Below are 20,599 nucleotides of genomic sequence, written 5' to 3' on the forward strand. Positions count from 1 at the left end.
CGAGGGCTTAACCCGGCCCGGTTGACGTCGCGCCTGCAGACAGGCACGCGATTACCGAGGGTTGTGCGGGACCAGGAGGCCGCTGATGCTGACAGACGATGAGATACGTACGGCGTGGCGCCTTATCCTTGGCCGCGAACCAGAAAACGACCGGATCTATGAGTTGCATCGATCACACGAAAGTATCGAAGCGCTTCGACAGATCCTGTTGCAGTCGCCAGAGTTCCGGCAGAAGTTTGCAATGACAACTAAGGTCGTCGGTGCACTTCGTCTTGCACTAAATCCGATAAGCTCCAGCACGGCTGAGCCCGATGCGATGCGGCGAATGTTCGAGCGCATTCAGGCTGAGTGGACCAAGTTGGGTGAGGCCGAGCCTTACTGGTCGGTCTTGACCAATCCCCGGTTCAAGGCTGGAGCCTTCGAAGAAAACAAGGAGGATTTTTTCCGCACCGGCGAACGCAACCTCGATCTGGTTCGCGCGGCATTGGCCCGAAACCGCCTTGAGCTTGTTGAGAACGGCACCTGCACAGAACTAGGGTGCGGTGTGGGACGGGTATCGGTGCAGTTGGCGGGTCTGTTTGCCCATGTCCATGGTTACGACATATCGCCTGGGAATCTTGCCCTTGCGGAGTATCATGCCAAGGAATTTGGCATCAAAAATGCATCATTCCATCTCCTAAAAGATATCACTGGCTACAACGGAATTCAACCATTCGATTTTTTCTTTTCTGTTATTGTTCTTCAACATAATCCCCCGCCCGTGCAGCGCGTTGTGCTAGAAAAAATTGTTGAAAAAGCAAATCCAGGCGCCATTTTGTTCTTCCAAGTTCCGACTTACAGCGCGCGATACAGGTTCGATCCCGAGACGTATCTTGCTAGTGCGCCAGCCGAGATCGAGATGCACGTGTTGCCCCAGGCCGATGTTTTTGAAATACTTACGGCAGGTGGCTGTCGAGTTCTGGAAGTGATGGAAGATACAGCTACTGGGCAGCCCGATTGGATCTCCAACACGTTCCTGGCGCAGAAAGTTGGAGAGAACGGCACCGTTGGCAAGGTTCGTAACTGAGACGGCGGGCTTACGATGGGCGATGACATTCATATGCCTTGCCTGTCGAGAGCCGGCGGCCCTAGCGTCTTTGGGTGAACACTCGGGAAGATGATGCCGGTTAAGCTCGAAAAATTGCATCTCCATATCGGCCTGGAAAAAACCGGCACGTCGAGTGTTCAGCTGTTCTTTGCGAAGTCGCAACCCGGCCTTCTTCGCACTGGGCTGCTTTATCCCATGACCTTCCGGCCGCGGCCAGAGTTCGACAACCACGCTGGCCTCGCTGCTGCAGCGCAACTCGACGACAGCGATGCCGAGATGACCCGACTGTCGCCGCGGCAGGCCGGCGAGTCGAGAGCCATGATGCGCGATCGGCTTGCCGGCAGCTTTATGCAGGAACTCGCCGAGCATCGTGCTACCATTGCGGTGATCTCGAGCGAGCATCTCTCCTCGCGGCTGCGCTCCATCTCCGAGGTCCGCAATGTCGCGGACATGCTGGGTCGGATCGACGTCCGCGAACTGGCGGTTCACGTCATGCTTCGCAACCAAGTGGACATGGCTGCATCCTGGTACGCCACGACAATTAAGGGAGGCGAAACGCGCCATCTCGACCAGATCCAGTTGCCGGAGTTGCTGCCCTATCTGAGCTTTGCGGCTGTCATAGACCGGTGGCGCGTAGCGTTTGGCGCTTCTGCGATGCGCGTCTACAGCTTCGACGAACTGCGCGCCAAGGGCATAGACGCCGTCGAACAGATGCGACGTGTGACGGGAGTGCCCGACGAAATTCCCTATCCGCGGCGGCGTAGCGTCAATGCTTCTCTCAACCGTCAAACCGCAGAGATCGTTCGTCGCATGAACGTCCTGGGCCGCCATCGATTCCGCGTTGAGAGTTGGGATGATGTCGTCGAAACACTGAGCGTGCATGGCAGCGGCGAGCGGATCCGGCTTCCTCGGGCACTGCATCTGGGAATTGTCCGAGCCTTCGAGCGCGAGAACAGGGACGTTGAACAGCGCCATTTCGAAAACCGTCGTGTCCTTGCAAGCTCAAGCCCGAAGCCCGGCGACGAAAACGTCCGAGTCCAACTGACGGCACATGACCTCATTTCGCTGATCCGCGAACTCGCGGCGCGTCAGGGGCAGCCAGAGGGCCCGATTCCCCTGGGTGAGGAAGCGCTCCTCGGACGGATCGCCGAACTCGCGGAGGCGCTCGGCCGGGCCGTGCGGCTTGGCACGGCCGCTCCGGCCGGCGCGCGATCTTGACACGACGTTGTCTGGGTCGCGCTATCCGCCGATGGACCGATCGCGTCGCATGTTCACGTGGGACAACTTCCTGGACTTCCGGGACGGTCCAAGCCTCGACGTCGGCTTCAATGGCTTTTCGACGCCGGAGAACGGTTTCATCTGGCAGGTCGGCCGCTTCGGCGAGGTCATCTTCGATTTCGAGTCACCCTCGCGCTGTGGCACGCCCGAGGCCGAACTGATCGTCGAACTCGACGCGTATTGCGGCGCGCCGCGTGAGGCCGGGCAGAATGTACTCGTCTACTTGAACGGCTATCGTTTGGGATCGGTCCTGCTCACGCGAAGCCGCGTGCTGCTGCGGCGTTTCGATTGGCACCTCCTCCGACGCAAGGGGAACGTGCTGACGCTCGATGCGCCCGACGCGGCGCGCCCGACATCGCCAGGCACGCAGGACACGCGCGTGCTGGGCGCAAGGCTGCTTTCCCTGCAATTCCGCCCCGCACCGCCTGATCCTCGGGCGGGATGACCTTCGTCAACATCGTCACCTCGGACCGCGGCTGGATCCTCGAGACCCTTGCCGCGGAAACGGCCTCGCGCCTGCCCTATGTGGCGTTCGGGGACGGGCCGCGCCGGGATGCGGCGATCCAGTACTACATCACCTATTCCTGCCGCGGCCGCCGGCTCTCCCCGGTCGAACTCGCCTTCTTCACTCATCTGGAACCCGATGGCGCAGCACATGACGCCTTCTTCGCCGTCGCGCGGGATGTGGATCACTGCGTGTGCCAGTCGGCCCTCTATGCCGGCCTGCTGCGGGACGCGGGGGTGGAGCCGGTCTCCGTCATCGCGCCCGGCGTCGATCCGGCGCGCTTCGCGCCGAAGCTGCGCGTCGGCGTGATCGGGCGGACCTATCACACCGGGCGCAAGGGCGAGCATCTCGTCGAACAGCTCCGCGACATCCCGGAGATCGAGTGGGTCTTCACCGGGGGCGGCTGGCCGCAGCCCGGCCAGGCCGTGCCGGAGGAGGCGCTGCCGGCACTCTATGGCAGCCTCGACTACGTGCTGGTGCCGGCGCTCTACGAAGGCGGGCCGATGTGCGTGATCGAGGCGCTGGCCTGCGGCACGCCGGTGATCGCGCCCGCCATCGGCTGGGTGCCGGACTACCCGCATCTGGAATACCAGGCCGGCGACGCCGCCGATCTGCGCCGGGTGCTGCTGGATTGCCTGGCGCAGAAGCGCGCGCGCCGCGATGCGGTGCTGGGGCAGGGGTGGGATGAATGGGCGGCGGCGCATGACCGGCTGTTCCACGACCTGGCGCGGCGGCATGGCCTGGCGCTTGGCGTGCCGCCGGCGCGCCGCCTTCAGCCGCGCCGCGTCGGGCTGATCCTCCATGGGAATGAGCGGGAGGCCCGGGGCGGGCCGAGCGTGCGCGCGCCCCGCCTCGCCCGGGAACTGTCGGAGACCGGCATCCAGGCCGAACTCCGCCACCATCCGGCGCCCGAGGGGTTCTCGGGGCTGGACCTGGTGCATGTGTTCAACTCCTGGCCGCCCTGGTCGGCACCGGATGCGGTGCGGCGCGCGCATCGCTCGGGGGCGGCGGTCGTGTTCTCGCCCATCCTGCTGGACCACGGCCTCGGCGATGCGTGGGGCGGGGAGCTGCCGCGGCTCTTTGCCGAGGCCGAGCCGGGTGCGGAGACGGATGCGGCGCTCGTCGCCTTCCGGGCGCGGCTGGCGCGGCGGCGGGCCGGGGCGCAGGCGCCGACCGAGCCGGCGCCCGGCTTCCATGCCGCGCTGCGCGAGATGGCGGCGCTGAGCGATCGGCTGATCCTGCTCTCGGAACGGGAGAAGCTGCGGCTGGCGCGGATCGGGGCGCGCGTGGCGCATGGGCGCGTGGTGCGCAACCCCGTGGATGCGGCGCGCTTCGCAGGGGCGGACCCGGCGTTGTTCCGGGAAGCGACGGGGCTGACGGATTTCGTGCTCTGCGTCGCGCGGCTGGAGGCGCGGAAGAACCAGGCGATGCTGGTGCATGCCCTGCGCGGCACCGGGCTGCCGCTGGTGCTGCTCGGCCATGCGACCGATCCCGCCTATCGCGCCGCGCTGGAGCGGCATCTGCATGCCGATGTGCATCTCCTGCCCAGGCTGGAGCCGGATTCGCCGCTGCTGGCCTCCGCCTTTGCCGCCGCACGGGTCTTCGCCCTGCCGAGCTGGGCGGAAGGCGCGCCGCTCGCTGCGCTGGAGGCCGGCGCCGCCGGCGCGGCGCTGGTGCTGTCGGACGAATCCGGGGAGCGCGAGTATTTCGGCGCGCATGCCCGCTACGCGGACCCGGCCGATCCCGCTGCGCTGCGCGCAGCCGTGCTGGCAGCGTGGGAGGAGGGCGTGGAGGCGCGGGCGGCGCGCCAGGCGTTCGTGGCCGAGACCTATGGCTGGGATGCGCACCGCCGCGCGACCGAGGCGGTGTACGCGGAAGCGCTGGAGGCGGCGCTGGTGCGTGGCGCGGCGCCGCCGGCGTCGCGCCACGCGACGGCTCGGACGGCGCGGCGGAAGGCCCTGCCCATCGTCTTCGACGTCACGACCAGCGCGAACCATGCGGGGCGCTGGACGGGCATCGCGCGCGTGGAGGCGGCCCTGGCGTTGGCGCTGCAGGCCGGCGGCAACGCGGCGCTGCGTTTCGTCGCCTGGAACAACACCGCGCGCAGCTTCGTCGAGCTGCCCTTCGAGGCGGTGCGCGACGGCACGCTGGCCGAGGCTCTGGCGGCGCAGGACGAGGCACCGCTGCCGATCGCGCCACTGCCGGAAGGCGCGCCGTTGTTCGTCGCGGGCAGCGGCTGGATGCAGAATTCCCTGTATGTCGAGCGCCTGGTCTCCTTCGCGCGCGCGCAGCGGCTCCGGCTGACGCCGCTTATCCACGACGTGATTCCCGTGCGCTTCCCTTTCTGGTTCAACGAGGGCTACGCGCCGGTCTTCGAGCACAACCTGACGCTGCTGCTGGACGGTGCGGAGGCGCTGCTCGCGGTGTCGGAGGCGACGCGCCGGGAGGTCGAGGCCTTCGCCGCGCGCGTGCCCGGCCTGTTCCTGCCGCCGGTGGCGGTGCTGCGCGAAGGCGACGAGATCGGCCAGATCGGGCGTGCCGCGGACGGGACGGCATCGGCCGAGATCGCGGAGCGGCTGGGCGATCGGCCTTTCGTGCTTTGCGTCGGTGCGCTCCATGCGCGCAAGAACCATCGGCTGCTCTACGACGTCTGGCTGAAGCTCGTGGAGCAGATGGGGCCACGCTGCCCGCTGCTGGTGCTGGTTGGGGGCGTCGCCTGGAACGGGCAGGAGCTCGCGCGCGCGCTGCGCCAGGACGCAAGGCTGGAAGGCCGCGTGCTGATCCTGGAGGATGTGGACGACGCCGCGCTGGCCTGGCTCTACGACCGGTGCCTATTCACCGCGTATCCCTCGCTGCAGGAAGGCTGGGGGCTGCCGGTGACGGAAAGCCTGCGGCGCGGCAAGCCCTGTCTCGCCGCCGACATCCCCTCGATCCGCGAGATCGCGCCGGGGCTGGTGGAACTGCTCGACCCGCTTGACGTGGTCGCCTGGACCGCGCGCATCCGTTTCCTGGCGGGCAGCGCCGCGGCGCGCGACCTTGCGGCGTCGCGCATCGTGGATGGCTATGTCCCGCATGGGTGGGATCGCGCGGCGGCGCAGTTGCTGGACCACCTGGCGGCTGGCACGAAGGCGCGGCGGCCGGCGCGGCCCTATGCGCTCGGCACCGTGGTGCCCTTCGGCGACAGGATCACCGCCTCCCGCATCCGCTGGGCCGGCTGGTTCCCCTTCGAGCAATGGGGCTGCTGGGCGGCCGACACCACGGCGACGCTGCGCTTCGAACCGGGCGAGCCCGTGCGGGAGCCATTGCTGCTGCTGGCGGATCTTCGCGCCGTGCCCACGGCCGGCTCGGCCAGCTACGACCTCGATGTGGTCGTGAACGGACGGCCGGTGTCCGCCTGGCGTGTCTCAGGTGGCGGCTTCCAGCTCTTCCACGCCCTGGTTCCGGCCCCGGTTGCGGCGGCCGAGTCGCCGATCCGAGTGGACTTCGTCGCGCGCGCGCTGACCGCTGTGGCCGAGGTCTCGAACCCCGAGGATCCGCGCCGGCTCGGTATCGGGCTTGCCCAGGTGGCGTTGGCACCGCTCTCCGCCGTCGCCGATGCCGGGTGCTATTTCGAGATGGAACGCCCCGGCCAGAAGCGCCTCCGCCCGGGAGAGCAGCATGTCCTGCTGCGCCGTCCGGAAGGAAGGCCGGCGCTGGACGGTGCATGGCGCAGCGCAGGCGCGTGGGGTTTCTGTTCGACAGATTACCAGAAGCGGCTTGCACTGACGATTCTCGACCATCCCGCTGCGGACATGGTGCTCGACCTGCGCATCCGCCCCGTCGCGACGGCCGCCGCCCCGCTCGCGCTTGCGGTGCGGGTCAATGACGAACCCGTTGCACGATACGACCTCGCGGCGACCGATCCGGTGACCATTGCGGTGCCGCTGCCAGCGGCGCTGCGCGGGCGGGCGCAGCCGGTCGTTGTCGCGCTGGAAGCGGAAGAGCGGCGTTCGCCGAAGGAAGCGGGCCTCGGCGCCTCGGATGAACCGATCGACTTCGGCCTGCTCGCCTACGCTTTGCGTCTGCCCGGCGTCCAGCCGGAACGGCGGCGGCTGGATCTGCCGGTGGGCGGTGAGATCCGGTTGCGGACCGAAGACGTTGAAGAAGCCGTGACGGAGGCGCTGCTCGCCGCGCTCGGTGCGGATTGGCATGCGCCGGAACCCGTCGCGACATGGAGCAATGGCCGAGACGCGTGTGTGCCTCTCAGGCTGACGGATGCGGTTTCGGAGCCCGTCCTGCTCGAACTCGACATCGCCAATCTGCATCCGGCGGGCAACGCCGCGCAGGTGCGGCTCACGATCCTCGCCGGGGAACGCGTGCTGTCGGAGCATATGCTGCCCGCGCGGCGTGCGGCGCGACTGACGGTCGCGGTGCCGCCGGATGCGATCGGCGAGGATGGCAGCGTCGATCTGCGATTGCTGCTGGATGGCGCGACCTCGCCATGCCTGGCGGGAGAGGGCGCGGATGAGCGCCTTCTCGGGCTGCGCCTCGCGGCGATTTCGCGGGGTCAGACCTGAAGGTAGGTGTCGCGCACCTCCGGCGCGGCCTGCAGTGCTGCGCTGCTGCCGGTCCAGACGGTGCGGCCCTTTTCGATGACAGTATGGCGGTCGGCGAGGCGCAACACGGCGCCGAGATTCTTGTCGATCAGCAGGATTGCCTGGCCCTCGGCCTTCAGCTTCGCCATCACGGACCAGATCTCCGCGCGGATCAGGGGCGCAAGGCCCTCCGTTGCCTCATCCAGAATGAGCAGGCGCGGATTGGTCATCAGCGCGCGGCCGATCGCGAGCATCTGCTGCTCGCCGCCGGAAAGGCGGCTTCCGGAATTGACCCGCCGCTCCTTCAAACGCGGGAAGAAGTCGTAGACACGGTCCAGCGTCCAGCGTGGCGTTGCAGCGCCGCTGCGGTTCGCCGCGGTCGCGACCAGATTCTCCTCGACGGAAAGGGTCGCGAAGACCTGCCGTCCTTCCGGCACCAGGCCCAGGCCGCGGCGCGCGATTCGATGCGCCGGCTGGCCGGAGACGAGCTCGCCATCCACGCGCACCTCGCCGCCCCAGATCCGACCGCCGACGGAGGGCAGCAGACCCATCAGCGCGCGGATCGTCGTCGTCTTGCCCATGCCATTGCGGCCGAGCAGCGTGACGACCTCGCCCGGCCCGATCTCCAGGGAGATGTCGAACAACACCTGGCTGCCGCCATAGCCGGCCGAGAGGTTCGCGAGCCTCAGCACGGCATCGCCTCCGCGCCCTCGTCCTCGCCGAGATAGGCGGCCCGGACCTCGGGGTTCGCGCGGATCGCGTCTGGCGTGCCAGTAGCGATGACGCGGCCATAGACCAGCACCGAGATGCGGTCGGCGAGCGCGAACACAGCCTGCATGTCATGCTCGACGAGCACGATGGTGTAGCGGGACTTCAGGCCGCGGAGGATGCCGATCAGGCGTTCCGTCTCCTCGGGCCCCGCTCCAGCCAGGGGTTCGTCCAACAGCAGCAGGCGCGGCTCCGTGGCCAGCGCGATAGCGAGTTCGAGCTGGCGCTTCTCGCCATGGCTCATCGCACCGGCAGGTGTCTCTGCGCGCGCGGCCAGGCCGACCTGCTCGAGTGCCGACATCGCCGCCTCGTTCAGCGCGCGCTCGGTCGCGGCCGGGCGCAGGAAGCGGAAGGAGGAGCCGGAGCGCGCCTGCACCGCGAGCGCCGTGTTCTCGAGCGCCGAGAAGGCATTCACCACCGACGTGATCTGGAAGGACCGTGCCAGGCCCAGCCGCGCGCGACGCGGCATGGACAGCGCGGTGATGTCCTGCCCGCCGAACAGGATCCGGCCTGCATCCACCTTCAGTACGCCGCTGATCTCGTTGATGAGCGTGGTCTTGCCGGCGCCGTTTGGACCGATGACGGCGTGGATCTCGGCGGGCGCGATGTCGAGCGAGACATCGTCCGTCACCGCAAGTCCGCCGAAGCGCTTCTGGACGCCGTGCAGCGCGAGCAGCGGCGCGCTCATCGCCTGGCCACCCTGGCGAGCTGGGCGGGAATGCCGGACAGCCCGTTGGGCAGGAACAGCACCGCCAGGATCAACAGCACGCCGAACAGGATGCGCCAATGCTCCCACTGATGGCTCAGCCACTCCTCGAGCAGCACGAAGCCGAGCGCACCGATCAGAGCGCCGTGCAGCCCCGCGACGCCACCCAGGATCACCATGAACAGCAACTCGCCCGAACGCTGCCAGGAGATGTAGGCCGGGGCCACGAATTCCGTGGCGTTGGCGAAGAGGAAGCCCGCCGCGCCGCCCATGGCGCCGGCGATGACATAGGCGGTGAGGCGATAGGGAAAGGGGTCGAAGCCCAACGCCTGCGCGCGCAGCGGATTGCCTTTCGCTGCCCGCAGCACGCGCCCGAAGCGCGACGCCAGCAGCAGCCGGCCGAGCAGCCAAGTCAGTGCCAGCGCGCCGACGCAGATGAAGTGGAAGGCGAGGCGGTCGTCGAGCAGGCGCAAGCCGAGGACATCGGAGCGCGAATACAGCGTGTAGCCGTCGTCGCCACCGTAGCCAGCCAGCGAGCTTGCGGTGAAAAAGGCCATCTGGCCGAAGGCCAGCGTGATCATGATGAAATGGACACCAGAGGTGCGGATGGCGATGGCGCCGGTGGCCAGCGCGAAGGCTCCGGCCGCGGCGATCGCGGTGGGCAGTACGATGGCGGCATCGGTGACGCCCATGTCGTCCAGGATCACCACGGCATACGCGCCGAAGCCCATCATCGCCGCATGACCCATCGAGACCAGGCCCGCGCCGCCCACCAGCAGCGAGAGCGATACGGCAGCCATTGCCAGGATCATCGCCCGCGCCAGCAACGTCAGCATGTAGCCTTCGCCGAAGCCGAGGAAGGGCGCTGCGGCAAGCGCGGCGAGCAGCAGGATGGCGGGCGCCTCGGCGCGGACAGCGGGCAGCATCAGCCGGCGCGCACGGGGAACAGGCCCGCCGGGCGGAAGGCGAGGATTGCGGCCATGGCGATGTAGACCAGCATGGAGGCCAGCGCCGCGCCGACCTGCCGGGCCTCCGACGGCGAGAGGAACAGCCGCATGAGGTCCGGCATCAGCGAGCGCCCGAGCGTCTCCACCAGCCCGACCAGCAGCGCCGCGATGAAGGCGCCGCGGATTGAACCGATCCCGCCGATCACGATGACCACGAAGGCAAGGATCAGCAGGTTGTCACCCATGCCCGGCTCGACCGAGAGGATCGGGGCCGCCAGCACGCCGGCGAAGCCCGCGAGCATGGCGCCGAAGCCGAAAACGATCATGAAGAGCCTGTTGATGTCTACGCCGAGCGCCGCAACCATCGGCGCGTTGGTCGCGCCCGCGCGCACCAGCATTCCGACCTTGGTGCGCTCCACCAGCCACCAGAGCAGGCCTGCGGTGGCGAGCCCGCCGACGATGATGGCGATGCGGTAGGTGGGGTAGAGCAGCCCTTCCATGATCGGGATGCCGCCCGAGAGCAGTTCGGGCATGGGCACCTGCAGCGGCGCCGCGCCGAACAGCAGCTTCACGCCCTGGTTCACCACCAGGATCACGCCGAAGGTGGCGAGCACCTGCTGCAGGTGATCGCGGTCGTACAGGTGTCGGAAGACCAGGAATTCCAGCAGCAGGCCGAGCGCAAGCGCCAGCGGCAGGGCGAGCAGCAGCGCGAACCAGAAGCTGCCGGTCCCGGCCGCAATCCAGGCGGCCAGGTAGGCGCCGATCATGTACTGCACGCCGTGGGCGAGGTTGATGAAGTCCATCACGCCGAAGACCAGCGTGAGGCCCGCGGCGATCAGGAACAGCAGTATGCCGAGCTGCAGGCCGTTGAGGCCCTGGATCAGCAGCAAGTGGGTGCTCATGCGCCCCCCGGCGGCAGCGAAGGCCCCGGCGCGTGTCGCCGGGGCCACCAGCCTTACATCGCCGGCATGCGGCACTGCGCGGCGAAGGGGTCCACCGCGTTCTCGAAGACCTTGCGCACGTGCTGCGTTTCGAACTTGCCGTCCTGGCGGCGCACCACGCGAGCGAGCCAGAAATCCTGGATCGGGAACTGGTTCGCGCCGAAGCGGAAATTGCCGCGCACGCTGCGGAAATCGGCGGCCGCGATCGCGGTGCGGAGCGCCGCCTTGTCGGCGAGGTTGCCGCCCACCTTGCGGATGGCGCTGTCCAGCAGCATCGCGCCGTCATAGGCGTGGGCGGCGTAGCTGGCGGGGATGTAGTTGAACTGGGCTTCGAAGTCGCGGACGAAGCGGGCGTTCTGCTCGTTCGGCAGCGTCGGTGTCCAGGTCGTGCCGGTGTAGAGGCCGAGCGCTGCCTCGCCCTGCGCCGGCAGCACCGCCTCATCCACCGTGAAGGCGGAGAGCACGGGGAGGTCGAGGCCCGCCTGGCGATACTGCCGCACGAACTGCACGCCGAGGCCGCCGGGCATGAAGGTGAAGATGCCCTCCGGTCGCGCCGCCGCGATCTTCGCCAGTTCCGCCGAGAAATCGGTGGTGTTCAGCGGCACGTAGATTTCGTCCATCACCTCGCCCTGGAAGGTGGACTTGAACCCGGCGGCGGCGTCGCGGCCCGCCTGGTAGTTCGGCGTGATGATGATGACGCGGCGGATGACCTTGTTCTGGCCGCCCACCTCCACGCCCTGGTTCGCCGCCGCGCCCAGCACCGCATGGTTCTGGTCGTTCACATAGGAGGTGGCGAAGAAATAAGGGTTGCAGCCGCGGCCGGCGATGGGGGAGGGGCCGGCATTGGTGCCGATCAGGAAGGTCTTGGTCTCGGTGATCGGCCGGATCACGGCGGCGAGGATGTTGGAGAACACAACGCCCGCCATGATGTCGCAGCGGTCGCGTTCGATGGCGGCGCGGACCTTGGTGACCGCGGCATCCGGCCGCAACTCGTCGTCAATCACGACCACCTCGGCGGCGCGACCGCCGAGCTTGTTGTCGAGATGCTTGAGGCCGAGCAGGAAGCCGTCGCGCAGATGCGTGCCGAGTGCGGCCTGCGGGCCGGTGAGTACCGAGATCAGCCCGACCTTTACCGGCGCAGCCTGGGCCCGGGCCAGGCCGGGCAGGGCAAGGCCCACCGCCGCGAATGTCGAGGCGCCGAGCAGGGTGCGGCGATCGAGCCCGAGCTTGTTCAACTGACCGGTCATGTTGGACCTCCTCCGTCTCCAGGAAACGCTTTAAGCTTAAAACATCATCCCAGCGCAAGCAGCTTTGCACGGGCCACGAGGCCACTGGATGGATCCGCGAGCGGGGCGACGACCGTGAAATGGTCGGCGGCGGGCAGGGCTTCGAAGCTTCCGCCCCAGGCCGCGGCCATGTCCCGGCTCTGCCGCAGGAACTCCGCGCTCTCGGCGCCACCGACGACGCAGTGCAGCGGTCGTTCCGGCGAGGGCATCCAGCGCGGCGACAGTGCATGCGCCTCCGCCGGCGTGAGCTGCAGGGCGGGGCCGACGGAAGTTCGAAGCAACGGCTCCAGTTCGAACACGCCGGAGATCGGCAGCGCGGCATGCACCAGTCCCTCCGGCAGGGCAGGGTCGAAGGCAGGCCAGTCGGTCGCCAGCAACATTGCCGCGAGGTGGCCGCCAGCCGAGTGGCCGGCGGCAAGGATGCGATGCCCTGTGCGGTGCCACAGGAGACGGCAAGCCGCGCGCATCTGCGCGACGATGGCCTCCAATGGCACGGACGGGCAGAGATCGTAGGACGGCACCGCGACGGCAATCCCCTGGCCGTTGAGGCCGCGAGCGCAGTGGCTGGCAAAGCTGCGATCCAGCGCCTGCCAGTAGCCGCCATGGATGAAGAGCGCGAGCGGCGCCTCACCGGACGGTGCGGGGTGGAACAGGTCCAGCCTCTCCCTCAGGCCTCTGCCGTAGGCCAGGTCGAGCTCTGCATGCGGGCATGCCTGACGCCATGCGGCCGCGTCCCGCTGCCAGGCGGCGATGTGCGCCGGGTGCCCCGGCACACGCGCGCGGTTATTGTACTCTGCTTCCAGATCCATCCCGCGAATAGGGTACCGACGCCCCCCGGACCGCAACCCTCCCGCGTCCGACGGTATCAACCTGGGCGGGAAAGGCGATCCGGCGTTCCACACGCGCCCATGTTCCGGCACAAGCCCGGTTCATGAAGGTCTATCTTGCCGGTCCAGACGTGTTTCTCCCGGACCCGATCACCATGGCCGAACGCAAGCGCTCGCTCTGCGCGGCGCATGGGCTGACCGGCATCTTCCCCGTGGACGCGCATCCGCAGCACCCGGAGGAAGCGGAAGTGCCCCGTTGGCTGTGGATCTACCGCCGCAACGAGGCCCACATGCGCGACGCCGATGCGGTGATCGCCAACCTGACGCCGTTTCGCGGGCCATCGGCGGATGCCGGCACGGTCTACGAGCTCGGCTTCATGCGGGCGCTTGGCAAACTGGTGCTCGGCTACAGCAATGTCGCGGCGGATTTCGTGCCACGCAACCTGGGCTTTCTGGGCCGATCCGCGCGGCGTGATGCGGAGGGCCGCTGGCGCGACGGGATGGACATGGCCGTCGAGGATTTCGGCCTGGCCGACAATTTGATGATCGATGGCGGCATCAAGGAGGCCGGCGGCATCTTCGTGCGCCGCGACGTGCCGGAGTCCGCCCGCTGGACCGATCTTGCAGCGTTCGAGACCTGCGTCCGGACCCTGGCTGCGCTTTCCCGTTGACGGCCGGTGGCCGGCCCGCCGAGACAGGCAGGGCAAAGCATCGGAGCAGGCATGGCGGAGAAGGAAAGCCCGGCGCGACTGCGTCGGCGTACGATCCTTGCGGCAACGGCACTGGCTGCCGCACCTGCACCCATGGCGGCGCAGGATGGCGCCGTGGACCTTTTGCTGGTGCTGGCCGTGGACGCTTCCGGCTCCATCGATCCCGACGAGTTCACCCTTCAGCGGGAAGGGCTGGCGGAGGCGGTGTCCCACCCTGCCGTGCTGTCGGCCATCCGGTCTCGGCCGCGCGGCGCGATCGGCATCGCCATGGTCGAATGGGGGTCTCCGGGCGGCGCCGCCACGGTGGTGGAATGGCAGCGCGTGTCCGACCAAGCGTCGGCCGAATCGGCAGCGCAGGCAATGCGGGACGCGCCGCGATCCCGGCAATCCTTCAACGCGATCGGCGATGCGCTGATGCATGCCGGGGCGCTGCTGCAAGCGGCGCCGTGGCAGGCCGGGGAGCGCACGGTGGACGTCTCCGGCGATGGGCCGGACATACGCAGCCTGGTGCCCGCACCGGTGGCGCGCGACACGCTGGTGGCGCAGGGCGTAGTGGTGAACGGACTGGCCATCGAGGCCTCGTCCAGTTGGCGCGATGGCCGGCTATCCGCGCTGTACGAGCGTGACGTCATTGGCGGACCTGGCGCCTTCGTGGTGCGGGCCGAGGACCGGCGCGACTTCGCCCGCGCGATGCGCGCCAAGCTGATCCGCGAAGTGGCGGGGCGGAACAGCGGTTTCGGCTAGATGCTTGCCCAGGAATTGGGCAGGCAGGCCAGCCTAACGGCATCGTCGGACCGCGCTTGGCATCTGCGAAGCGTCTCGCCCCTTCCCACCGGCGCGGGTTTTTGCGAAACCCGAAGGAACGACGGGGAAGGTGCACGCCTGAGGTGAACCAGATCGGCACGAACGAACCCGCCCGCGCCTTCGACGAGATGCAGGACGCATCCGGCGTACGCGCTGCCTATGCCGGCATTGCCGGCTGGATCGCCAAGCATGGCGTGGCGGCGCTGGCGTCCAAGCGCACCGAGGCGGAGGCGTTGTTCCGCCGCGTCGGCATCACCTTTGCCGTCTACGGCGAGGGCGGCGACCCGGAGCGGCTGATCCCCTTCGACGTGATCCCGCGCATCCTGGCGCGCAGCGAATGGGACAGGCTTTCCCTCGGACTGACGCAGCGCGTGAAGGCGCTGAACGCCTTTATCGCCGACATCTACGCAGCGCAGGAGATCGTCAAGGCCGGCCGCGTGCCTGCGGCCCTGATCACCGAGAACGAGGCCTTTTGCCGCCCCATGATCGGCGTGGCGCCGCCGGCCGGCGTCTATTGCCACATCTCCGGGATCGACCTGGTGCGCACCGATGCCGACGAGTTCTACGTGCTGGAAGACAATTGCCGCACGCCTTCCGGCGTCTCCTACATGCTGGAGAACCGCGAGGCGATGCTGCGGCTGTTCCCGGCGCTCTGCTCCGATCACCGCCTGGCGCCCGTCGGCCACTACCCCGAGGAGCTGCTGGAGACGCTGAAGGAGGCCGCGCCGCCGAACTGCAAGGGGCCGCCCTGCGTCGCGGTGCTGACGCCCGGGCATTTCAACAGCGCCTATTACGAGCACTGCTTCCTGGCCGACGAGATGGGCGTCGAGGTGGTGGAGGGCGCCGACCTTTTCGTCGAGGACGACGTGGTCTACATGCGCACCACCGCCGGGCCGAAGCGGGTGGACGTGCTGTACCGGCGCGTGGATGACGAATATCTCGATCCCAAGGTGTTCAAGCCGGAGAGCATGCTCGGCGTGCCCGGCATCTTCGGCGCCTACAAGGCGGGCAATGTCACCCTGGCGAATGCGCCGGGTGCGGGCATCGCGGACGACAAGGCAATCTATCCCTTCGTGCCGGAGATGATCCGCTTCTACCTCGGCGAAGAGCCGAAGCTGCAGAACGTGCCGACCTTTCTCTGCGAGCGCGAGGAGGACCGGGCCTATGTGCTGGCCAACCTCTCGAAGCTGGTGGTGAAGCTGGCGCGCGGCTCGGGCGGCTACGGCATGCTGGTGGGGCCGCACAGCACGACGGAGCAGCAGGCGGAATTCGCCGCCCGCATCCGCGCGAAGCCGCAGGACTATATCGCCCAGCCGACGCTGGCGCTGTCCACCGTGCCGACGCTGGCGGAGAAGGGAATAGCGCCGCGGCATGTCGACCTGCGCCCCTATGTGCTGATGGGCAAGGAGGTGCGCATCGTACCGGGTGGCCTGACGCGTGTGGCGCTGCGGGAGGGATCGCTGGTGGTCAATTCGTCGCAGGGCGGCGGCACCAAGGACACCTGGGTCGTGGAGGATGGGCCAGCCTTCGGCGAGCAGTCGCAGTCGCAATCGCAATCGCAGTCGCAATCCCCGGGCCAGTCCCAGTCCCAACGCCAGGGCAGCTGACCCCGATGCTCTCCCGCACTGCTGACAGCCTCTTCTGGATGGGCCGCTACATCGAGCGGGCCGGCAACATCGCCCGCGGCATGCAGGTGGCGCTGCGCATGTCGGGCCTGGCCGGCAGCCTGGGCGGCGTCCATGACGAATGGCGGAACCTGCTGGTCGCCGCCGGCGCCGAGCCGGGCTTCAAAGCCGCAGGCAGGCCGCTGAAGCCGGAATCAGTGATCGGCTGGCTCGCGCTGGACAACGACAATCCGTCCTCGATCGCCAACTGTATCGAAGCGGCGCGCGGCAATGGGCGTGCGGTGCGAACCGCGCTTACCGTGGACATGTGGGAGGCCCTGAACGACACTTGGCGGGAGATGCGCGCCCGCTCCGGCTCCGCGGCCGACGCCGATGCGCTGCCGGGCTTCCTCGACTGGGTACGCGCGCGCACCCTGCATTTCAACGGTGCTGCTGCGGACACGATGCTGCGCGACGAGGGCTGGCTGTTCGTGCATCTCGGCGTGATGCTCGAGCGTGCCGACAACACCGCCCGCCTGCTGGACGCCAAGCATCGTGCCCTGAGCGGCCCGAATGCCGAAGGCGCCCTCGCATACGCGGAATGGCAGGCGCTGTTGCGCTCGGTCTCCGCGCTGCGCTCCTTCCAGTGGCTGTATCATACCCGGCTGCAGCCGAACCTGATCGTCGAACTCATGCTGTTCCGTCCGGAACTGCCGCGATCCTTGATCGCCTGCCATCGCCGCGTGCTGCACGCGCTGGAAGGCGTCGCGGACCGCACGGGGGGCCGCCGGGGCGATCCGCAGCGCATTGCGGCGGAGATCAACGACGCGCTGGCGAAGGGCCGGGTCGAGGACATCCTCTCGCGCGGGTTGCACGATTGGCTCACCGCGCAGATCGACCGCAACATCGAACTCGGCAACGCGATCCAGACGCTCTACCTGAACGGCTGAGGTCGGCCACCGCCAGCCAGGATCCGTCCCTATTCCAGCACCTCGGCCGGCGCGTCGTAATCCGTCTCATACAGGTGTATGCTCTGCGACGTGCCGGGCTTCCAGGCCGGATCATCCCAGGCGGCCATCTTGCCGGGGTTGAGCAGGCCCTTCGGGTCGGTCAGGCGCTTGAAGTCGAGCTGATCCTGGTCCACCCGCTTCATGCCGCCATCCTCGAGCGTGAAGGTGTGCGGGTTGAAGATCGGCGCGCCGGCTTCCTCGTGCAGGCGGATGATCTCTGCCAGGCGTTCCTCCGTAGTGAAGCGGACGATCTGCAGGCCGAACGCGCAGACCGTGCCGCCGAAGCGCACGAACTCCAGGTGCAGCAGCACCTCCTCGCCGAATGTCTTCTCCAGCTTCGCGATCAGCTCCAGGTGGTTCGGCGCGGGGAACAGCGTCTGAAGATAGGTGATGCCCTTGTCCGTCTTCAGCACCTGCAGCGTGGTGTGGTTCCATGAATGCTCGTAGAGCGGCACCTCGGCGGCCTCGCTCGGCTCGCGCAGGATCTCGGCACCGCCATGCGAGGCGATGAGCGAGGGCAGCAGGTCGAGGAAGGGTGGCGCCACCATCAGGCACGCCACCGAATGCCCCGGCGGCACCTTCCTGCCCCAGGTCTTGAAATGGAGCTGCGGCAGGGGCGCTGGAACGACGCAGGCGAGCTTCTTCGCCACGCCATCCATCCGCGTGAAGCTGTCTGCGAAGCGCGCGGCGCCCATCAGCGTGGGGAAGGCGACGACCACGTCCACCCAGTCCCATGCGGGCGCCACCGGCATCTCGAGCTCGGTGATGACGCCGTTGGTGCCGTAGGCGTGGTTGGCCTTGTTGATGTCGGGCCCGCGCAGTTCCAGCGCGCGCGGCTCGGCCTCCATGGTCAGCACCTTGAGCCCGAGGATGTTGCCCGGCTCCCGCAGGATGCCCCAGGTCGTGCTGCCGATGCCGGAGGAGCCGCCGGCGATGAAGCCGCCGAGCGTCGCGGTGCGCTTCGTGGAGGGGTGGAAACGCAGCTCCCCGCCGATCTCGCGTTTCAGATGGGCGTCGAGGTCCATCAGCTTGATGCCGGCCTCCGCGCGGACCACGCCGGGCTTCGTCCAGACGACGCGATTGAACCCGGTCATCTCGAGCACGATGCCGCCGCGCAGCGGCATCGCCTGGCCATAATTGCCCGTGCCCGCGCCGCGCACCGTCACCGGTACATCATGCGCATGGGCCGCGGCCAGCACGGCGCGAAGCTCTGCCTCGTCGCGCGGCGCGACCAGTGCCTCGCCCGTCACCTTGTTGAGCTGTCGCTTGAGCACGGGCGAATACCAGAAGAAGTCGCGCGACTTCTGCCGCACCAGCGCCGGATCAGTCGTCCAGGCGAGGCCGGGAAGCGCCTGCGTCACGGCGGCCACGGTCATGCGGTGGTCTCCAGCGGGGAAAAGTCGCGCATCTTGCCGGGATTCAGCAGGCCAAGCGGATCGGCCATCCGCTTGAAGCCGAGTTGGTCTCCCGGGACGCGGCGGTAGTTGCTGCCTTCCTCGATCGTGAGGACATGGGGGTTGGCGATGCCGATGCCCTCCGCCTCGAAGGCGGCGATGATCTCGTAGAGTCGTTCCTGCGTCGTCCACCGCAGCACGGGCAGCGCGGACATCGTGGTCCGGCCGCCGAAGCGCACGCATTCCGTGTGCATCCAGACCTCGTCGCGGAAGCGGATACGCACCGCCTCGCACGCTTTCAGCGTGTCCTCGAAGGGAAAGCGGCATTGCAGGTAGGTCACGCCGCGGTCCCTCTTCAGCACCTGCAGCGTCGTGTGGTTCCAGCAGTATTCGTAGAAGGGCGTTGCTTCGGCATCGCGTTCCGCCTGCACCGCATCCTGCTCGGCCACGATCCGCCCGCCATGGTCGGCGGCGAGCTCCTTCAGCGCGCCGAGCGCGGCCGGTGCGACCATGACCAGTGCCAGCGCGTTGCCGGCGGGGACCGCTTCGGCCAGGCCCTTGAAATACGGCGGCAACTGGCTGTCGAAGACGCCGCACATCTTCTTCGGGATGCCGTCTGAGAAAGCGAGTTCCAGTGCGAATCGGCTGGCCGGCACGAAGTCGTCGAAGGCGATCGCCACGTCACGCCAGGCTTGCGCCGGCGTCAGCGGCACCTTGATGCGCGTCATCACGCCGGTCGTGCCATACGTCCGGTTGACCGGGTTCGCCGCGACGCCCTCCAGGTCCAGGATGCGCGGCGGGTCCTGCATGGTGGCCACGCGCGCGCCGTAGAAATTGCCGCGCTCGCGCATCGTGCCATGTGCGATGCCGCCGACGCCCGCGCCGCCGCCGGCGACGAAGCCGCCGATCGTCGCGGTGCGCTTGGTGGAGGGCCAGAGCTTCAACTCCCACCCCTGCTCGCGACACCAGAGGTCGAGGTCGATCATCTTCGCCCCCGCCTCCACCTCCACCACGCCATCGACCAGCGCGATGGGTGACGCCATCGCCGTCATGTCGAGCAGCACGCCGCCTTCCAACGGCACGCACTGCCCGTAATTCCCGGTCGCGCCGCCGCGCACCGTCACGGGAACACGCCGGGCGCGGCAGGCGGTGAGGATGCGCAGTACCTCCGACTCGTTCTTCGGCCGCGCCAGCAGTTCCGCGGCCTTGCCGTCCAGCCGCTTCTTCAGAATCGGGCTGTACCAGTAGAAGTCACGGCTCTTCAACCGCAACAGCGCGCGGTCATCCGACAGGTCGATGCCCGACAGTTCGGCGGAGAGTGCCGCGATGTCAGGCATTCGGATCGGGCTCGTTGGCGAGCCACGCCTCCACGTCGAAGGTGGCAACCTCGGACCAAAGAGCAGCCATCTTCCCCGCCGCGAAGTCCAGGATCTCCTCGCCCTGCGCGGCGGTCGCAGCGGATGCGTCGCCGACGGCGCCAGCGGGGTTCAGATCCTGTGCCTGCCAGGCGAGGGGTGCGCCGGCCGCCGGCGACACGCGCGGGGCAATGTTGCTCGCGCCCTGCCAACGGCTGACGAAGTTGCGGGCATGCTCCATCCGCACGAGGTCAGGGCGGAGCGCCAGCAGGACAGAGGTCTCGTCGCGGCCGGCATGGATCCCATAGGTGCTCTCCACGGGATCTCGCTGCGATTCCGGCTTTCCCATGCGAGCCCACATGGCGTTTACCACGAAAATCCCATGCAGGATCCGCAGCTTGCGGGCGGCGATGTCGAGCACCGAGACATTTCCGCCGTGGCTGTTGACGATCACCAACCGCTTCACCCCGGCACGGGCGACGCTGGCGCCGATATCCGCGACGAGCGTGAGCAGCGTCTCCGGCGTGGTGGTGAGTGTGCCCGGGAATCGCAGATGCTCGACGGAATTGCCGACGCATTGCGTGGGCAGGACCAGCACGGGTACCTCGGCCGGCAGCACCGACAGCGTGCGGGCGACGACGCCCTGGTTGATGGTGGTGTCCACCGAGACCGGCAGATGCGGGCCGTGCTGCTCGATGCTCGCCACGGGCAGCACGGCGACCGTGTTGGCCGGAAGGTTGCGGAAGGCGGGCCAGGGCAGGTCCTGCCAGAAGCGGGTGGGAAGCGGAGCCATGCGCACCTCT

General features: G+C 68.1%; 17 protein-coding genes. 8 read left to right on the forward strand and 9 right to left on the reverse strand.

The window, feature by feature from the left end; translation table 11 throughout:
- The first annotated feature begins 85 nt into the window (after positions 1-85).
- The 4 genes from E4T13_RS01015 (at position 86) to E4T13_RS01030 (ending at position 7,426) form a co-directional block, all read left to right on the forward strand.
- Entirely contained in the window at positions 86-1,066 is a 981-nt protein-coding gene (locus E4T13_RS01015; RefSeq protein WP_137176381.1) for a class I SAM-dependent methyltransferase, read from the forward strand.
- A gap of 90 nt (positions 1,067-1,156) precedes the next feature.
- Positions 1,157-2,305: a hypothetical protein gene (locus E4T13_RS01020; protein ID WP_137176382.1), complete on the forward strand. Its 1,149-nt coding sequence runs from the start codon at positions 1,157-1,159 to the stop codon at positions 2,303-2,305.
- A 49-nt stretch (positions 2,306-2,354) separates the two neighbouring features.
- Positions 2,355-2,810 carry a hypothetical protein gene (locus E4T13_RS01025; protein ID WP_137176383.1) on the forward strand — a complete coding sequence of 152 codons (456 nt, stop codon included), beginning with the start codon at positions 2,355-2,357 and terminating at the stop codon, positions 2,808-2,810.
- The gene (locus tag E4T13_RS01030; RefSeq protein WP_137176384.1) at positions 2,807-7,426 is read left to right on the forward strand and encodes a glycosyltransferase; all 4,620 of its coding nucleotides are present in this window, start codon (positions 2,807-2,809) and stop codon (positions 7,424-7,426) included. The genes E4T13_RS01025 and E4T13_RS01030 overlap by 4 nt, the downstream gene beginning before the upstream one ends.
- On the opposite strand, the gene E4T13_RS01035 is transcribed toward E4T13_RS01030, so the two are convergent.
- Genes E4T13_RS01035 through E4T13_RS01060 form a run of 6 tightly spaced genes read right to left on the reverse strand, consistent with a single transcriptional unit; the run spans position 7,417 to position 12,901 of the window.
- Complete coding sequence (locus E4T13_RS01035) at positions 7,417-8,136, reverse strand: ABC transporter ATP-binding protein (protein ID WP_137176385.1); 720 nt, start codon at positions 8,134-8,136, stop codon at positions 7,417-7,419. The genes E4T13_RS01030 and E4T13_RS01035 overlap by 10 nt on opposite strands.
- Positions 8,130-8,900: an ABC transporter ATP-binding protein gene (locus E4T13_RS01040; protein ID WP_137176386.1), complete on the reverse strand. Its 771-nt coding sequence runs from the start codon at positions 8,898-8,900 to the stop codon at positions 8,130-8,132. Before E4T13_RS01040 ends, E4T13_RS01035 begins: the two co-directional genes overlap by 7 nt.
- Complete coding sequence (locus tag E4T13_RS01045; RefSeq protein WP_137176387.1) at positions 8,897-9,844, reverse strand: branched-chain amino acid ABC transporter permease; 948 nt, start codon at positions 9,842-9,844, stop codon at positions 8,897-8,899. Before E4T13_RS01045 ends, E4T13_RS01040 begins: the two co-directional genes overlap by 4 nt.
- Positions 9,844-10,767 carry a branched-chain amino acid ABC transporter permease gene (locus tag E4T13_RS01050; protein WP_137176388.1) on the reverse strand — a complete coding sequence of 308 codons (924 nt, stop codon included), beginning with the start codon at positions 10,765-10,767 and terminating at the stop codon, positions 9,844-9,846. Before E4T13_RS01050 ends, E4T13_RS01045 begins: the two co-directional genes overlap by 1 nt.
- A gap of 53 nt (positions 10,768-10,820) precedes the next feature.
- Positions 10,821-12,053: an ABC transporter substrate-binding protein gene (locus E4T13_RS01055; RefSeq protein ID WP_137176389.1), complete on the reverse strand. Its 1,233-nt coding sequence runs from the start codon at positions 12,051-12,053 to the stop codon at positions 10,821-10,823.
- 44 nt (positions 12,054-12,097) lie between these two features.
- A complete protein-coding gene (locus E4T13_RS01060; RefSeq protein ID WP_137176390.1) occupies positions 12,098-12,901 on the reverse strand; it encodes an alpha/beta hydrolase in 804 nt (267 codons plus the stop codon).
- A gap of 122 nt (positions 12,902-13,023) precedes the next feature.
- On the opposite strand from E4T13_RS01060, the gene E4T13_RS01065 reads away from it, so the two are divergent.
- From E4T13_RS01065 to E4T13_RS01080, 4 genes are all read left to right on the forward strand, one after another.
- Complete coding sequence (locus tag E4T13_RS01065) at positions 13,024-13,590, forward strand: nucleoside 2-deoxyribosyltransferase (RefSeq protein WP_137176391.1); 567 nt, start codon at positions 13,024-13,026, stop codon at positions 13,588-13,590.
- A gap of 153 nt (positions 13,591-13,743) precedes the next feature.
- Positions 13,744-14,373: a DUF1194 domain-containing protein gene (locus E4T13_RS01070; RefSeq protein WP_240790938.1), complete on the forward strand. Its 630-nt coding sequence runs from the start codon at positions 13,744-13,746 to the stop codon at positions 14,371-14,373.
- A gap of 188 nt (positions 14,374-14,561) precedes the next feature.
- Positions 14,562-16,040: a circularly permuted type 2 ATP-grasp protein gene (locus tag E4T13_RS01075; RefSeq protein ID WP_137177646.1), complete on the forward strand. Its 1,479-nt coding sequence runs from the start codon at positions 14,562-14,564 to the stop codon at positions 16,038-16,040.
- Between the two features lie 5 nt (positions 16,041-16,045).
- The gene (locus E4T13_RS01080) at positions 16,046-16,987 is read left to right on the forward strand and encodes an alpha-E domain-containing protein (RefSeq protein WP_137176392.1); all 942 of its coding nucleotides are present in this window, start codon (positions 16,046-16,048) and stop codon (positions 16,985-16,987) included.
- Between the two features lie 29 nt (positions 16,988-17,016).
- Here E4T13_RS01080 and E4T13_RS01085 read toward each other — a convergent pair whose 3' ends face one another.
- The 3 genes from E4T13_RS01085 to E4T13_RS01095 are packed head-to-tail and all read right to left on the reverse strand — an operon-like array spanning position 17,017 to position 20,589.
- Positions 17,017-18,423 (reverse strand): FAD-binding oxidoreductase, encoded by a 1,407-nt coding sequence (locus E4T13_RS01085; RefSeq protein ID WP_137176393.1) that lies wholly within the window; start codon positions 18,421-18,423, stop codon positions 17,017-17,019.
- The gene (locus E4T13_RS01090; RefSeq protein ID WP_137176394.1) at positions 18,420-19,778 is read right to left on the reverse strand and encodes an FAD-binding oxidoreductase; all 1,359 of its coding nucleotides are present in this window, start codon (positions 19,776-19,778) and stop codon (positions 18,420-18,422) included. The genes E4T13_RS01085 and E4T13_RS01090 overlap by 4 nt, the downstream gene beginning before the upstream one ends.
- Positions 19,771-20,589 (reverse strand): creatininase family protein, encoded by an 819-nt coding sequence (locus tag E4T13_RS01095; protein ID WP_137176395.1) that lies wholly within the window; start codon positions 20,587-20,589, stop codon positions 19,771-19,773. The genes E4T13_RS01090 and E4T13_RS01095 overlap by 8 nt, the downstream gene beginning before the upstream one ends.
- Between the last annotated feature and the right edge of the window lie 10 nt (positions 20,590-20,599).

This window comes from Roseomonas sp. AR75, assembly GCF_005222815.1.
GTDB lineage: Bacteria > Pseudomonadota > Alphaproteobacteria > Acetobacterales > Acetobacteraceae > Falsiroseomonas.

Bases quoted from the DNA above. Each gene is read 5' to 3' on its own strand.
- E4T13_RS01015 (WP_137176381.1), top strand. From the start codon at position 86: ATGCTGACAGACGATGAGATACGTACGGCGTGGCGCCTTATCCTTGGC.
- E4T13_RS01020 (WP_137176382.1), top strand. From the start codon at position 1,157: ATGATGCCGGTTAAGCTCGAAAAATTGCATCTCCATATCGGCCTGGAA.
- E4T13_RS01025 (WP_137176383.1), top strand. From the start codon at position 2,355: ATGTTCACGTGGGACAACTTCCTGGACTTCCGGGACGGTCCAAGCCTC.
- E4T13_RS01030 (WP_137176384.1), top strand. From the start codon at position 2,807: ATGACCTTCGTCAACATCGTCACCTCGGACCGCGGCTGGATCCTCGAG.
- E4T13_RS01040 (WP_137176386.1), bottom strand. From the start codon at position 8,900: ATGAGCGCGCCGCTGCTCGCGCTGCACGGCGTCCAGAAGCGCTTCGGC.
- E4T13_RS01045 (WP_137176387.1), bottom strand. From the start codon at position 9,844: ATGCTGCCCGCTGTCCGCGCCGAGGCGCCCGCCATCCTGCTGCTCGCC.
- E4T13_RS01050 (WP_137176388.1), bottom strand. From the start codon at position 10,767: ATGAGCACCCACTTGCTGCTGATCCAGGGCCTCAACGGCCTGCAGCTC.
- E4T13_RS01055 (WP_137176389.1), bottom strand. From the start codon at position 12,053: ATGACCGGTCAGTTGAACAAGCTCGGGCTCGATCGCCGCACCCTGCTC.
- E4T13_RS01060 (WP_137176390.1), bottom strand. From the start codon at position 12,901: ATGGATCTGGAAGCAGAGTACAATAACCGCGCGCGTGTGCCGGGGCAC.
- E4T13_RS01065 (WP_137176391.1), top strand. From the start codon at position 13,024: ATGAAGGTCTATCTTGCCGGTCCAGACGTGTTTCTCCCGGACCCGATC.
- E4T13_RS01075 (WP_137177646.1), top strand. From the start codon at position 14,562: ATGCAGGACGCATCCGGCGTACGCGCTGCCTATGCCGGCATTGCCGGC.
- E4T13_RS01080 (WP_137176392.1), top strand. From the start codon at position 16,046: ATGCTCTCCCGCACTGCTGACAGCCTCTTCTGGATGGGCCGCTACATC.
- E4T13_RS01085 (WP_137176393.1), bottom strand. From the start codon at position 18,423: ATGACCGTGGCCGCCGTGACGCAGGCGCTTCCCGGCCTCGCCTGGACG.
- E4T13_RS01090 (WP_137176394.1), bottom strand. From the start codon at position 19,778: ATGCCTGACATCGCGGCACTCTCCGCCGAACTGTCGGGCATCGACCTG.
- E4T13_RS01095 (WP_137176395.1), bottom strand. From the start codon at position 20,589: ATGGCTCCGCTTCCCACCCGCTTCTGGCAGGACCTGCCCTGGCCCGCC.